This is a genomic window from Oscillatoria sp. FACHB-1406 (assembly GCF_014698145.1).
Taxonomy (GTDB): domain Bacteria; phylum Cyanobacteriota; class Cyanobacteriia; order Cyanobacteriales; family Spirulinaceae; genus FACHB-1406.
The window spans coordinates 16,099-29,915 of record NZ_JACJSM010000013.1; the positions used below are offsets into that span (position 1 = coordinate 16,099).

11 protein-coding genes are annotated in these 13,817 nt (G+C 49.6%); 5 read left to right on the forward strand and 6 right to left on the reverse strand.

Annotated elements, in window-relative coordinates:
* Positions 1 to 28: 28 nt before the first annotated feature.
* From rpmB to H6G50_RS13915, 3 genes are all read right to left on the reverse strand, one after another.
* On the reverse strand, positions 29 to 265 hold the full coding sequence (gene rpmB / locus H6G50_RS13905) for a 50S ribosomal protein L28 (RefSeq protein WP_190717244.1): 237 nt from the start codon (positions 263 to 265) through the stop codon (positions 29 to 31).
* A gap of 117 nt (positions 266 to 382) precedes the next feature.
* Positions 383 to 1,705 carry a lipid-A-disaccharide synthase gene (locus H6G50_RS13910; RefSeq protein WP_190717246.1) on the reverse strand — a complete coding sequence of 441 codons (1,323 nt, stop codon included), beginning with the start codon at positions 1,703 to 1,705 and terminating at the stop codon, positions 383 to 385.
* Between the two features lie 26 nt (positions 1,706 to 1,731).
* Positions 1,732 to 2,583, reverse strand: a complete 852-nt coding sequence (locus tag H6G50_RS13915; RefSeq protein WP_190717248.1) for a Uma2 family endonuclease — start codon at positions 2,581 to 2,583, stop codon at positions 1,732 to 1,734.
* A 511-nt stretch (positions 2,584 to 3,094) separates the two neighbouring features.
* On the opposite strand from H6G50_RS13915, the gene H6G50_RS13920 reads away from it, so the two are divergent.
* The 3 genes from H6G50_RS13920 to H6G50_RS13930 all read left to right on the forward strand — a co-directional run bounded on the left by H6G50_RS13920 (position 3,095) and on the right by H6G50_RS13930 (position 7,367).
* Complete coding sequence (locus H6G50_RS13920; RefSeq protein ID WP_190717250.1) at positions 3,095 to 3,577, forward strand: hypothetical protein; 483 nt, start codon at positions 3,095 to 3,097, stop codon at positions 3,575 to 3,577.
* A gap of 49 nt (positions 3,578 to 3,626) precedes the next feature.
* Positions 3,627 to 3,986, forward strand: a complete 360-nt coding sequence (locus H6G50_RS13925) for an SH3 domain-containing protein (RefSeq protein WP_190717252.1) — start codon at positions 3,627 to 3,629, stop codon at positions 3,984 to 3,986.
* Positions 3,987 to 4,085: 99 nt separating this feature from the next.
* Positions 4,086 to 7,367: a HEAT repeat domain-containing protein gene (locus H6G50_RS13930; RefSeq protein WP_190717254.1), complete on the forward strand. Its 3,282-nt coding sequence runs from the start codon at positions 4,086 to 4,088 to the stop codon at positions 7,365 to 7,367.
* A gap of 69 nt (positions 7,368 to 7,436) precedes the next feature.
* Here the strand turns inward: H6G50_RS13930 and H6G50_RS13935 are convergent, their stop codons facing one another.
* The 3 genes from H6G50_RS13935 to H6G50_RS13945 all read right to left on the reverse strand — a co-directional run bounded on the left by H6G50_RS13935 (position 7,437) and on the right by H6G50_RS13945 (position 8,761).
* Positions 7,437 to 7,832 (reverse strand): PIN domain-containing protein, encoded by a 396-nt coding sequence (locus H6G50_RS13935; protein WP_190717257.1) that lies wholly within the window; start codon positions 7,830 to 7,832, stop codon positions 7,437 to 7,439.
* A gap of 471 nt (positions 7,833 to 8,303) precedes the next feature.
* Entirely contained in the window at positions 8,304 to 8,516 is a 213-nt protein-coding gene (locus H6G50_RS13940) for a helix-turn-helix transcriptional regulator (protein WP_190717426.1), read from the reverse strand.
* A gap of 32 nt (positions 8,517 to 8,548) precedes the next feature.
* A complete protein-coding gene (locus H6G50_RS13945) occupies positions 8,549 to 8,761 on the reverse strand; it encodes a helix-turn-helix transcriptional regulator (protein WP_190717428.1) in 213 nt (70 codons plus the stop codon).
* Between the two features lie 131 nt (positions 8,762 to 8,892).
* Here H6G50_RS13945 and H6G50_RS13950 point away from each other — a divergent pair, with 131 nt between their 5' ends.
* Positions 8,893 to 9,084 (forward strand): hypothetical protein, encoded by a 192-nt coding sequence (locus H6G50_RS13950; protein WP_190717258.1) that lies wholly within the window; start codon positions 8,893 to 8,895, stop codon positions 9,082 to 9,084.
* A gap of 711 nt (positions 9,085 to 9,795) precedes the next feature.
* Positions 9,796 to 13,791, forward strand: coding sequence for a magnesium chelatase subunit H (locus tag H6G50_RS13955; RefSeq protein WP_190717261.1), 3,996 nt, complete (start codon positions 9,796 to 9,798; stop codon positions 13,789 to 13,791).
* The last annotated feature ends 26 nt before the right edge of the window (positions 13,792 to 13,817 follow it).

The following is a 13,817-nucleotide window of genomic DNA, read 5'->3' on the forward strand; positions in this document are numbered from 1 at the left end:
GTAAGGGTAGTGCCGTGCGAACGACCGTTTAATATTGATTGAGGTTAATTCCTGCCTCTTTCGCCATTGCTTGCAAACCTTTCTTCTCAATCGTTTTAATCGCTTTGGTAGAAAGTTTAAGTCTAACCCAGCGATTGCCCTCCGGCCACCAAACGCGCTTCCATTGCAGGTTAACTTGCTGGAGTTTGTGGGTACGGCGGTGGGAGTGGGAAACAGCGAAGGCGTTGTTTGCTTTTTTATCGGTTAATTGACATCTGCGGCCCATGAAAAACCTCCTGTGCGATCGGGGCATGAACGATCTATTGTACGCTTTTTTAGCGATCCGGGAAGCGGATTCTGCGATCGCGCGTTGCCCTTATCTGGCGATCGCGCGTTAAAATTTTTACCCGAGCAACTTCTGAGTAATTTCCGCTAACTTCCTAGCAGCCCCCGCTTCTCCCCGAACTTCTTGCAAAGCATTGCTCATCACTTGCAATCGTTCTGGATGTTCTAAGTATCCTCTGGCTAGCGCTGCCACTTCCTCTGCTTCCAATCGTCCCAACAATTCTGGCACAATTTCCCGCTTTCCCCAAATATTCGGCCAAGCATACAAGCGTTTGTGCTTTTGCGTTTGTCGAACGGCAATTCCGTTCACCACCCGCGCTATCGCCGAACCCACGCCGGGTAAATTAACCAGGATGCCGATAATTCCATCCCACGCTTTCATGGTATCCAGTTGTTGCGTGGGCAGCAAGACTAACATCGGGACGGCTAAGGCGGCGAGTTCTGCGGTATTAGCTCCAACGGTTGTCACACAAAGCTGACAGTTTTTCAGGGCATCGTAAGCCGGAAATTCGGTTATTAAATCAATGCGAGTACCGCCTGCGGTTTTGAGATAAGGGATGTCATCTTTTGGGGTTATTAATTCGGCACTAATATTGCCTGCATTCGCAACGACGGGATTTTCTTGGGGGTTGGCGTAGCGGGCGAGGGTGGGTAAATCGATGGTTGGGGCGACGGGGAGAATAAAGCGAGTTTGAGGGCGTTTTTTGTTAAGATGTTCCGCGATCGCGCAGGTTAAAGGAACCCCAACTCGTAGTTTCATATCCTTCGATCCCGGCAGTAATCCGACAGTTTCGTTCGTAAATCGTGGATTGCGAATCGTGAAGCCTTGTTCAATTGCCTCGTCTCCCCATCTCCCCGTCTCCCCGTCCCCCAGTCCCCCATCTCCACCCCTCCCCGCTTCAGCCATTAAATCGCCGACTACCGTAACTTTCTGGCGATAGGGTTCGGGGACTTGCTGTTGGGTTTGTGCGTTCATTACGCCGAAACTATCCGCCCATCGCCACCATCTCGCCTCCCATTCTGCATAGATAGCAATTTTGTAGCCCAAACGCTTGCCAACGATGACGGGAAAAAGTTGATCGCCGCCTAAAAATAATATGACTCCTTGCTCTCGCCAATCCCAATTTTCGGCGGTTTTGCCCCAAAGCAGGAAGGGGAAAAAATGCTTAGCGCTTTGAACGCGATCGATTTCTGAGTAAGAACGCGCGATCGCTTCTTCCTTTCCCGTCGCATTCGGACAAGGCGAAAGAATCAGCGAAATTCTCACCGCTTCTCGATCTTCACCCAATTGCTGTCTTAAGGCTTTAACGGTCGGTCTGACCCAAGTGGTGAGTTCGCCGGGGCCGTTAGAAAGGATTAAAATATCTCGAGAGGTTGGCATAGGTACGGGGGCGGTAGGTAACGCTCCTACTTATTGTCCGCGATCGCGGCGATCGATTCTATCTCCAATCCCGTCATCCGCGCCACCGTTTCAATCTCCATCCCCGCTTGCAACAAATTGAGAGCGCATTCTCTGAGTTGAGCTTGGGCAATTTCCTTTTCTTGACGTTCGCTTTCTGCTCGTTGGCGTTCGAGTTCCGCGCGCTCGTCCCCAATCAACAGGAGATTGCCTTCGCTATCCCACCACCGCAACCAACATTGGCTTTGATTTTGATAACTTCCTTCCCAAAGTCCCAATTCGACTCCCAAAGGAGAAATTTCGTAATGTCCCCTAGCATTTGCCGTTAAGCGCTGATAAGCAACATCGACTAAGCGATACACCTCCAAATTTTGCGTCGCAATTTCATAAATTCCGTAGTAAGGAATGCGAATAATTTGTTCGTAAACCCAGAATTTACCCGGGCGGAGAGTAACCCCATCGCGAACGGCTCCTAATGGCGTTCTGTCCCGCTCTTCAGCACCATTACCGCTGGCAAATTCTAAGGCAATCAAAGGAGTTCGATACTCTCGCCAAAAGACGTAAGAACGCCGAATTTCGCCATTGAGAAGGGGCGGCACTCCAGGAACATAAAACCAATCGGGCGCTTCGGCTCCTTTTTCTGGGGGGTCAGTTTCGCGCCAATAAATCCCGCAATCTTGACCTATTGCATATTGTCCGTCCGGATGCTGCTGTTGCAGGAGCGGGCCGATTGAATCGGTAAGAAGCAAACTTTGGGGATGTTCTTGGAAATTTTTCACAAATGTACCGTCTTCTTCAGGAAGTTGGGTATGGTCGGGAAACGGCGGGGGAAGCTCGGTTTTTGAGGAAGTTTGAACCATTATCGGTTTTTGGGAGTTGGACGTTGCTTCAGTTAGGAATCATTAGGGGCGAGGGATAACCCGCGATCGCTTTATCTCTGCTTTATATATTTAATATTTTAGAAAAACTACCCCAATTATTGCAAAAACCTTGACGATCGTGGAGTCGGTAAATTTATAATGAGTAACAGCGCATTGTGATGAGTCCAATCGTTCCATTAAATGCTCCGTAATAAGCGTCAGTATTGACTTCCAGCGATTGCTTTGGCGAAGTCAGAATAAAGTACGAAATTTCTTTCGATGACAAAAAATAGCTCGGAGTTTCAATAGAGTAATATTACTCAGTCTGGGCATGGCAGATCGCAATAACCGACGATGTGCATTTATTTGAACGAGCCGATTATGCAAACAATTAAACGAATCCTTCTCTGCGTTATTGCTGGTTGTCTAATCTGGACAATTGCTCAGCCCGCACTGGCTACGAAAGCGGTAGGAGAGCCAAGTCATGGCTATTATTGGTTACTGACAGATAATGGTCGTTGGCAATGTCGATCTACCACCGATTCGCAGATACAATCTCACAAAAAATGTCTCAAAGCTGGAGCCATCAAGCCTCAGCAAAGTTAAACATCTCATTCTGAAATCCATGAATCTATTCTATTTGCCTCATTTGACTTTCTTCCTTGCTGAATCTGAGACTTCAGCAGCGTTAATGTGCAAGCCCATTGGTGCAGCAGAATTGACTTTAATTATCGGTATATTAGGGGGACTGGTTGTCTTAATTTCAACCGCTGGATCGACTGCAATTACTTTGGGAACCGGAGGGCTTCTCGCGAAAGTTGCCTTACCCAGCGCTATTACTGGTATCGTTACTAAAGTTATTGCTGGTCTAGGGATAGGAGCTTCAATCACAGGCATTACAATTCCTTTACAGCCATTTCTTGAAATAGCAGCCGTTAAGGGAGCCGTAGACAGTGTTAAAGCAATCTTAGAGTGTCATTCACCTTATGGCTAAGTTTGTTCGCCGATCGCGGATAGTATTACCATGAAAAGATAGTATTACCATGAAAAGACACGCCAGAACTATTCTGAGTCTCACCACAAGTGCGCTCGCAACTCTGAGTTTAACTACTACTGCAACAGGTACTCAAGCCCGATCGCAAACAGAATTCAATCAAACTATTGCCCAAGCTAATCCAGTTGTTCATTGTTTAGTTGTAGGAATTGAACGGGGACAGTTAGCAGTTCGCCGTAGCCCGAATGGACAAGCAATAGCTGGGCTAAATAATGATAATGTAGTTCGGTTTATTCGCAGTCAAGATACTTCTTGGTATTATGTTCGCGTAGTTCGCGGTCCTAACCAGCGAGTCAATGGCATTGAAGGATGGGTCAACAGTCAGTATCTTGAATGTGGTTGGGATTAATTTACAAAATTTACGCCGAACAGACATAAGGACGGACAAAATTGTTACGAGTGACTTCATGGCGAGCTAATGCAATGGATTGGTTAAATCCGGAACTTTATGGAAATCGCGATCGCAAAACTCGCCAGTTCGGTAGCCAGTGCGGTGGCACCCCTTGCCGTTAAAACCGTACAAACCAAATTGAATCCGAGCGAAGTTGAAAAAGCCATTCGCGCCGGAATTGTTGCCGCCCGCGATCGCGAAGCCACTCTACCGCCCGAACAATCGCTCTTTTACCGCTCCGAACCGGATTTCGTCGATCGCTTCCTCCAGCAGTTTTTGAGTGGCGAAGGGGTGTTAAATGAGTTGGGCAAACCCTTGATCGGCGGCGATTTGCCCGATGTCGCATACTTGGCAAAAGAGTTCGCGCGATCGGCTGATAAAAACGACAAAATCGACTTACAAACTGCGGAAATCGAATCATGGCTCCAGGAATTTGTCAAGCATTATTTCCAGGGAACTAGCACTTACTTAAAATTTCAGGTTGCAAAGGAAGACTATCTGCGGCAACTGTGCGAACAGTACGACGATGTAAAATTTGCCGGAATGCCCGTTGCCGGTCAAGAAAGCGAGAAATGCGCCCAACTCGCCGAAATCTTCGTCATGCCTGATGTTATGGAGGAAGGGCGAGCGAACCGCTTCGAGCGCTTGTTAGAAACGTTTCCCGACCGTCAGGCGCAATTGTGGGAAGAACAGCGACAGCGCGCGATGCTCGAAAATCCCAGCACCGTAAAATATTCGGCGCGGGAACTCATTAAACGCGGCAGCAAAGCCGTTTTATTGGGTGCGCCCGGTTCTGGAAAAACGACGCTGACGGGGTATTTTGTCACCGTTTTTGCTCGCAATTGGCAGGATGAAATTAAGGAACTCGGATTCGACCCCCAGCGCGATATCTTGCCCGTTCCCATTCGCATTCGCGACCTTGCACGCTTTCAAGACCTCAGCATCCTCGACTACCTCAAACAGAATGCCGAGAAAAGTTTGTGCGTGAAAACTTTGCCTGCCGGATTCTTTCAGCATTGGCTTGAGGACGGGCGCGCGTTGATTTTGCTCGATGGGTTGGATGAAGTCGCCAACGAAGCGCAACGGTACAAAGTCGTGGAACGCATCGAGTGTTTTTTAAAGCAATTTGGCAGCAATCGCGCCCTGATTACCTCGCGTCCGGCGGGATATCGTCGCGACTTTTTTGGCACCGCAGAATTTCCCCACTTCGAGTTGCAGCCCTTCGATAAGGAAAAAATCGATGTCTTTATCGACCAGTGGTACAATAGCCGTTTTCCCGACCCGCGCGAAGCCGAACGGCGCAAAGCCAGCCTGCGGAAAGCGCTGGAAGAGAGCGAACGCCTGACGCGATTGGCAAGCAACCCCCTGCTGCTAACGATTATCGTGCTGATTCACCGCTACCAGGCGATTTTACCGCGCGATCGCCACAAACTCTACGATAAAGCTGTCGAAACCCTGATAACCGCTTGGGATGCAAACAAAGAAATCAGCAGCGAAAAATCCCTGAAATATCTCAACTTAGACGACGTGCGGCGGTTGATGGAACGCCTCGCCTACTGGATTCACAGCCAAGGCGGAACCGGCGACGCAGAGGGCGGTACGCTGATTGACCGAGACGAGTTACTGGAGCAGTTGACCGCCGAAATCAAGCAGGTGGCGGGCGTGGAGCGGTATAAAGCAGCGGAGGAAGCGAAGCGGTTTATAACTTTAGTGCGAGACAGAACCGGATTGCTCAACGAACAGGGACAAGATTGTTACGCCTTCGTCCATAAAACCTTTCAGGAATATCTCTGCGCCCAAGAAATCCAGTATCGGCATGACGAGGAGGATTTTGAGGTCGTTATCGAACACATCCAAGAACACCTGCACGACCCGCACTGGCAGGAAGTTTTGCTTTTGCTCGTCGCCCAGCAGAAACCGAAGAAGGCAATTCGAGCGATTCGCGCGATTCTGGAACGGGGGAGCGAGTACGAATGCTGGCTGCATCACGATTTGCTGTTTGCCAGTCGTTGTTTGGGAGAATTTTCCAAGGGATTGTTAGCGGCGGATGGGGCGTTGGTGGGGGAGATTTTGCAGCGTTTGGTGGCGTTGGAGGTGGATAAGCGAGTTGGGTGGAAGGTTGGAGGGCAGGTTTTTAAAGTTCTCTGCAAGTTGGGCGAGACGGAGTTGGAAGGACAGGCGCTGAAGTTGTTGAAGGCGAGAAAAAGTGAGATTGGTAAGAGTAGATTGCAACAATATCAAGCCGCTCTTGGCGAAGAAGAGGTTGCTATTCAAGCCTTGCTATCCTGTTTCCAGGATAAGGATTCAAGCGTGCGCTGGAGGGCTGCGAATACTTTGGGGAAATTGAGAAACAGCAACCCTGCTGTCATCGAAGCCCTACTCAAATGCCTCCAAGATAAGGATCCAAGGGTGCGCTGGAAGACTGCGGAAGCTTTGCAGAATTGGGGAAACAGCAACCCTGCTGTCATCGAAGCCCTACTCAAATGCCTCCAAGATGAGCATCGACTCGTACGCTCGAGTGCTGCGGAAGCTTTGCGGAAATTGGGAAACAGCAACCCCGCTGTCATCGAAGCCTTACTCAAATGCCTCCAAGATGAGCATTCACTCGTACGCTGGAAGACTGCGGAAGCTTTGCAGAATTGGGGAAACAGCAACCCCACTGTCATCGAAGCCTTACTCAAATGCCTCCAAGATGAGCATCCACTCGTACGCTGGAAGACTGCGGAAGCTTTGCAGAATTGGGAAAACAGCAACCCCCCTGTCATCGAAGCCTTACTCAAATGCCTCCAGGATAAGGATTCAAACGTGCGATCGAGTGCTGCGGGAGCTTTGGGGAAATTGGGAAATAGCAACCCCCCTGTCATCGAAGCCTTACTCAAATGCCTCCAGGATAAGGATTCAAGCTTGCGCTCGAGTGCTGCGGGAGCTTTGGGGAAATTAGGAAATAGCAACCCCCCTGTCATCGAAGCCTTACTCTCCTGCCTCCAAGATAAGGATTCAAGCTTGCGCTCGAGTGCTGCGGATGCTTTAGGGAATTTGGGAAACAGCAACCCTGCTGTCATCAAAGCTTTACTCTCCTGCCTCCAAGATAAGGATTCAAGCTTGCGCTGGAGTGCTGCGGAAGCTTTGGGGAAATTGGGAAACAGCAACCCCACTGTCATCGAAGCCTTACTCGAATGCCTTCAGGAGCCTTTATTGACCTCGAATGCTTTGGGGGAATTAGGCAAACAAAGCGATGTTATTCTTCCCGCCCTCGAACAGTGGTTGCAACAATACCAAGATACAGAATTTATCGGCGCTGGAATTGATGCGCTGTGGCAGTTGGTAGAGGAACAGTAAGTCACACCCAAACGGTAGGGACGTTGTATACAACGTCCCTACAACGAAATCAGTAACCAACAAAATTAACTACACTGGAATAATATCAAAAGTGTCGCGATCGCCAATTAAATAGAAGAAGAAATCCGAATCTATTGTCAGAATTTTACGATATCCAGTTTTTTCTGCTGCTAAAACTAACGTCGCATCGGCTAAATCCATCGGGCGATCGCGATATTTTTCCATTAACTCAAACAAGCGATTATAATCGCTGTTTTGAATTTCGTAAATACTTAGTAATCCGTTCAGTAACAGTTTTCCTAACTCATTTTGCAACACCCATCCCCCACGATGCAGCGCAAGATACATGGCTTCAGTCAAACAAGCCCAGGTTGTTATTAAGGGAGAACTCAGCGTTAGTATTTTGCTTTTGTAGGCTTCATGCTTAGGCTGAGTGCGATCGACCAGACAAAATAAAACACGCATCGCACAGAATCATAGCTCTAAGCCTTTTCCTCGATACTTATCCAGCACCAATTGACCGTAACTTATCGCCGAGCTTGGCGAAGAGATTTCAATTTTGTCTACTGATTCAAAGTATTTTATCCAGGTTTCTTTAACTCGATCTTGATTTTGGTGAAGAACTGAATTATTAGGCTGTCGATTTCGTAAAGAATCAATAAAATCGCTGACTTCTTGTAAAAATGATTCTGGGAGTTGATGGAGCTTCCTAATAGTGGTTTCGCGTAGCGTCACGATCCGTCTTTCCTTATAAGTGTAAATCCTTCCTTATTTTACTCTAACGCTGTTGCAGGTATAGCGCTACGCAAATAGTTTAAGACATTGGGTAAGGTAGGCATCGCTCACCAGCCATAGCATTCGGCTTTTAGAGTTGTGTACTCTTAAGGAAGTAGCGCTATAACTGAGCAAAATTAAATGGACGAAAAGTTTTCGCTCTTACTCTTCTAACACTTCAACAACTTCTTCAATCGCAACATCAAAAAGGCGAGCGAATTTCTGAAGCGCTGTATAGTCTACTGTCGAAAGCCGAGAAGAACGCGAATAATTTTTAACTGTACTGTAAGGAATTCCCGATCGCTCGGACACTTCTTTGAGCGTCCAACCCTTCTCTTCTGCCAGTTCTTTTACCCTTAACCGAATCGCGCCCATCTTTGAAGACTTGACAAAGCACAAGTAAGACATCACTCTTCCAAAACTTCGACGACTTCTTCAATCGCAACATCAAAAAGGCGAGCGAGTTTCTGAAGTGCCGTATAATCTACCGTCGCTAGACGAGAAACTTGGGCGTATTTTTTAACTGTACTGTAAGGAATTCCCGATCGCTCGGACACTTCTTTGAGCGTCCAGCCCTTCTCCTCTGCCAGTTCTTTCACCCTTAACCGAATCGCTCCCATCTTATGCTTGACAAAAGCCATGAGCATGGCTTTTAATATTTTTATTCAAACAAGCAATCGCCCTCCGACCTCAGAAATCAAGGGCGACTGCCGTTCTTTAACCATCCACAAAACGTGGAAAGAATAGCTCTATGATACCAACACAACCGACTTATCGCGAACAACTTCAACCGTGGTGTATCGTGCGGCAATTACCCGAAATGCAGCGCATCGTCGTCGCTCGCTTCCGTCGCCGTCCTGAAGCTGAAGCCTATCTCGCCGTATTGCGGCGTTTGCTCCCCGCCGCCCCCCATGTCATTTTGTTTGGGGAACAGTTAGGATAACGCCTCTACCGCTCGCGCTTCGTGTCTTGAGTCGGGGATAGTGCTGCTATGCCCGACCTTGCACCAATTACAGCCAGTAGCGAATCTTTCACCTTAGATTCGATTTTAATACCAATTCTCCGAGTTTGGACGACACATCTTGATGCTGAAACCTATAATATATCTAGGTTTCTTCATTTTTAATTTTGAATTGGTATAAGTTTAAGATTGTTCGCGATCGCGAGCGTATTTTCAGCTAAATAATCTCATCGTTCCACCCACTTATCCTCTTACCCTTGACCTCGTAACCAAAATTTGATATAGAGGCTAACTGAATTTTAACTATTTTTAAAGCACGAACTCGATCGCGCGATCGCAATTCTCCCAATCTTGCTGCTCGGTATCGCCCCACCTTCTCCCCGAACACCATCCCGCAAGGCTTCCACTGGATATTAAAGAAAATTTGTCAAGACTATAATTGTTTGAATTTTGTTAAGGGTTCTTGCTGTAGATACTCGCAAAAATGTAAATTATTCGTTACAGATTTATATCAAATTGTGTCAAATTGGGGGGTTTGGCGAAATTGGGGTGACGTTTTTTGTTACAAAAAGCTAATGTTAATCCCCCGTCCGTTATCATCCGATCGCGAGTTTGGCAACTGCCCCTTGAATTGGATAATGGACTGACGAGCCTGTCCCCTAAAGTAACGCCCAGTTAAGGAGAAGCATCTTTATGTTCACTCACGTCAAGTCCACCATTCGCAGCATTGCACCCGCAGAACTGAACAATCGTTCGCTCATGAAGGTGGTCTATGTCGTGTTGGAGTCTCAGTACCAAAGCACGCTATCGGCAGCCGTCCGAGAGATTAACGACAAAAATCCGAACCTCGCGATTGAAGTGAGCGGTTACTTAATCGAAGAACTGCGCGACCCGGAAAACTACGAAAACTTCAAGCGAGACATGGCAGAGGCAAACATCTTCATCGCCTCGCTCGTCTTCATCGAAGATCTCGCCGATAAAGTCGTCGCTGCGGTGGAACCTTACCGGGACTCCCTTGATGTTGCCGTCGTTTTCCCCTCGTTACCCAAGGTGATGCGCCTGAACAAGATGGGACGCTTCACGATGGAGAACTTAGGGCAAAGCAAAAGTGCGATCGCACAATTCATGCGCAAACGCAAGGAAAAGAACGGTTCTTCCTTTGAAGACAGTATGCTCAAACTCCTGCGCACCCTGCCCAAAGTCCTGAAATATATGCCCATCGACAAGGCGCAGGATGCCCGTCACTTCATGATGAGCTTTCAATACTGGCTGGGCGGTTCCCCCGACAACATCGAGAATATGCTCTTGATGTTAGCCGATAAATATGTCTTCAAAGACAGCAATCTTCACAGCCAAGATTACGCCGAACCCGTCGTCTATCCCGATATGGGCATTTGGCATCCCCTCGCGCCAAAGATGTTTGAAGATGCGAAAGAATATTGGCAGTGGTTTAACAACCGCGACGACATCTCCGCCGATATTCGCGACCCCCTCGCCCCCTGCGTCGGCTTAGTCTTGCAACGCACCCACCTCGTCACCGGCGACGATGCTCATTACGTGGCAATGGTGCAAGAACTCGAAGCAATGGGCGCGCGCGTCATTGCCGTATTCTCCGGCGGTTTAGACTTCTCCAAACCCGTCGATGAATATTTTTGGACTGATTCTAACGCTGCTGCCGTCGATGTAATGGTTTCTTTAACCGGATTCGCCCTCGTCGGCGGTCCCGCGCGGCAAGACCACCCGAAAGCGATTGAATCCTTAAAGCGCCTCAACCGACCCTATATGGTCGCTTTGCCCTTGGTGTTCCAAACCACCGAAGAATGGGAAAAGAGCGATTTAGGCTTGCATCCGATTCAAGTCGCGCTGCAAATTGCGATTCCGGAATTGGATGGTGCGATCGAACCGATTATCCTCTCCGGACGCGATGGTAACACGGGACGCGCGATCGCATTGCAAGATCGTATCGAAGCGATCGCGCAACGCGCCATGAAATGGGCGAACCTCCGCAAAAAACCCAAACTCGACAAAAAAGTCGCCATCACCGTCTTCAGCTTCCCCCCCGACAAAGGTAACGTCGGCACCGCCGCTTACCTCGATGTCTTCGGATCCATTTACGAAGTGATGCGCGCCCTACAAAACAACGGCTACGACATCCAAGGCCTGCCCGACTCCCCCAGCGCCCTCATGGAAGCCGTCATCCACGACGCGCAAGCCCAATACGCAACCCCCGAACTCAACATCGCCTACAAAATGTCGGTGATGGAATACGAGCGCCTCACCCCTTACTACGAGCGCCTGAACGAAAACTGGGGCAACCCTCCCGGACACCTCAACACCGACGGCGAAAACCTCCTGGTTTACGGCAAACACTTCGGCAACCTCTTTATCGGCGTACAACCCACCTTCGGCTACGAAGGCGACCCGATGCGGCTCCTATTCTCCCGCTCCGCCTCGCCCCACCACGGTTTCGCTGCCTACTACACCTACCTCAGCGAAGTCTGGAAAGCTGATGCCGTCCTTCACTTCGGCACTCACGGTTCCCTCGAGTTTATGCCCGGGAAACAAATGGGGATGAGCGACGAATGCTACCCCGATAGTTTAATCGGTACCATTCCCAACCTCTATTACTACGCCGCTAATAACCCTTCCGAAGCCACCATCGCCAAGCGTCGCAGCTACGCCGAAACGATTTCCTACCTCACGCCGCCCGCCGAAAATGCCGGGTTATATAAAGGGTTGAAAGAACTCAGCGAACTCATCGCCTCCTACCAAACCCTGAAAGATACCGGACGCGGCGCGCAAATCGTATTGACGATTATCGACAAGAGCATCATGCTTAACCTCGATAAAGATATCCCCGAATTGCTGGATGCCGAGGCGCTGAAAACCAAAGTTGAAAATCCCGAATCGCGGGAAGATTGGGATAATGTCGTCGGTTCGGTGTATCGCAAGTTAATGGAAATCGAATCGCGCCTTTTACCTTGCGGCTTGCACGTCATCGGCAAACCGCCCACCGCAGAAGAAGCCGTCGCTACCTTAGTCAACATCGCCAGTCTCGACCGCGAAGATGAGGGAATTAAGAGCCTGCAACGGATTATCGCCGAGAGTTTGGGACGGGAGATTGAGGAAATTTATCGCAACAGCGATCGCGGCATCCTCGCCGACGTAGAATTGCTGCAAAACATCACGATGGCAACCCGTGCCGCCGTCGCTGCCCTCGTCAAAGAACAAACCGATGCCCAGGGGCGCATCTCCAAAGTCACCGGCCTCAACTTCTTCAATATGTTGAAGAAAGTCCCTTGGATTGAAAGCCTCCACCAAGCCGGATACAACAAAGTCAACGCCGACGAAATCAAACCCCTGTTTGAATACCTCGAATTCTGCCTCGAACAAGTCTGCGCTGACAACGAACTCGGCGGACTCCTGCAAGCCCTCGAAGGCGAATACGTCCTACCCGGCCCCGGCGGCGACCCCATCCGCAACCCCGCCGTTCTACCCACCGGCAAAAACATCCACGCCCTCGACCCCCAATCGATTCCCACCCTCGCGGCAGTCAAATCCGCTAAAATCGTTGTCGATCGCCTGTTAGAACGGCAACGTCTCGACAACGGCGGGAACTATCCCGAAAGCATCGCCCTCGTACTGTGGGGAACCGACAACATCAAAACCTACGGCGAATCCCTCGCCCAAGTCCTGTGGATGGTCGGCGCAAAACCCGTCCCCGACGCATTAGGGCGCGTTAATAAAGTCGAACTGATTCCCCTCGAAGAACTCGGTCGTCCCCGCATCGATGTCGTCGTCAACTGTTCGGGAGTATTCCGCGACCTGTTCATCAACCAAATGAACCTCCTCGACAAAGCCGTGAAAATGGCAGCCGAAGCCGAGGAACCCTTAGAGATGAACTTCGTTCGCAAACACGCCCTGCAACAAGCCGAAGAACTCGGTATCGGACTGCGCCAAGCCGCCACTCGCGTCTTCTCCAACGCCTCCGGTTCTTACTCCTCCAACGTCAACCTCGCTGTGGAGAATAGCACCTGGGAAAACGAATCGGAATTGCAAGAGATGTACCTGAAACGGAAATCCTTCGCCTTCAACTCCGACAACCCCGGCATCATGGACGACAACCGCCAAGTCTTTGAAGCCGCGCTGAAAACCGCAGAAGTCACCTTCCAAAACCTCGACTCCTCGGAAATCAGCCTTACCGATGTCTCTCACTACTTCGACTCCGACCCAACTAAGGTCGTCGCCACCCTGCGCAACGACGGCAAACAGCCCGTCGCCTACATCGCCGACACCACCACCGCCAACGCCCAAGTCCGCACCCTCTCTGAAACCGTCCGCCTGGATGCGCGCACCAAAATGCTCAATCCCAAGTGGTACGAAGGAATGCTGAGTCACGGTTACGAAGGCGTTCGCGAATTGTCCAAGCGCTTGGTGAATACGATGGGTTGGTCGGCAACAGCGGGCGCGGTTGATAATTGGGTGTATGAAGACGTGAATACCACCTTCATCAACGACCCGGAAATGTGCAAGCGGTTGATGGATTTGAATCCAAATTCCTTCCGCAAAATGGTTGGGACGTTATTGGAAGTGAACGGACGCGGTTACTGGGAGACTTCTGAGAGTAATTTAGACCGTTTGCGCGAGTTGTATCAGGAGGTGGAAGACCGAATTGAGGGGATTGAGTAAACTTTAGTCATAGTTAAGATACAAAG

Coding starts and splice junctions, on each gene's coding strand:
- rpmB (WP_190717244.1), bottom strand. CDS start 265: ATGGGCCGCAGATGTCAATTAACCGATAAAAAAGCAAACAACGCCTTC.
- H6G50_RS13910 (WP_190717246.1), bottom strand. CDS start 1,705: ATGCCAACCTCTCGAGATATTTTAATCCTTTCTAACGGCCCCGGCGAA.
- H6G50_RS13915 (WP_190717248.1), bottom strand. CDS start 2,583: ATGGTTCAAACTTCCTCAAAAACCGAGCTTCCCCCGCCGTTTCCCGAC.
- H6G50_RS13920 (WP_190717250.1), top strand. CDS start 3,095: ATGGTCGTTGGCAATGTCGATCTACCACCGATTCGCAGATACAATCTC.
- H6G50_RS13925 (WP_190717252.1), top strand. CDS start 3,627: ATGAAAAGACACGCCAGAACTATTCTGAGTCTCACCACAAGTGCGCTC.
- H6G50_RS13930 (WP_190717254.1), top strand. CDS start 4,086: ATGGAAATCGCGATCGCAAAACTCGCCAGTTCGGTAGCCAGTGCGGTG.
- H6G50_RS13935 (WP_190717257.1), bottom strand. CDS start 7,832: ATGCGTGTTTTATTTTGTCTGGTCGATCGCACTCAGCCTAAGCATGAA.
- H6G50_RS13940 (WP_190717426.1), bottom strand. CDS start 8,516: ATGGGCGCGATTCGGTTAAGGGTAAAAGAACTGGCAGAAGAGAAGGGT.
- H6G50_RS13945 (WP_190717428.1), bottom strand. CDS start 8,761: ATGGGAGCGATTCGGTTAAGGGTGAAAGAACTGGCAGAGGAGAAGGGC.
- H6G50_RS13950 (WP_190717258.1), top strand. CDS start 8,893: ATGATACCAACACAACCGACTTATCGCGAACAACTTCAACCGTGGTGT.
- H6G50_RS13955 (WP_190717261.1), top strand. CDS start 9,796: ATGTTCACTCACGTCAAGTCCACCATTCGCAGCATTGCACCCGCAGAA.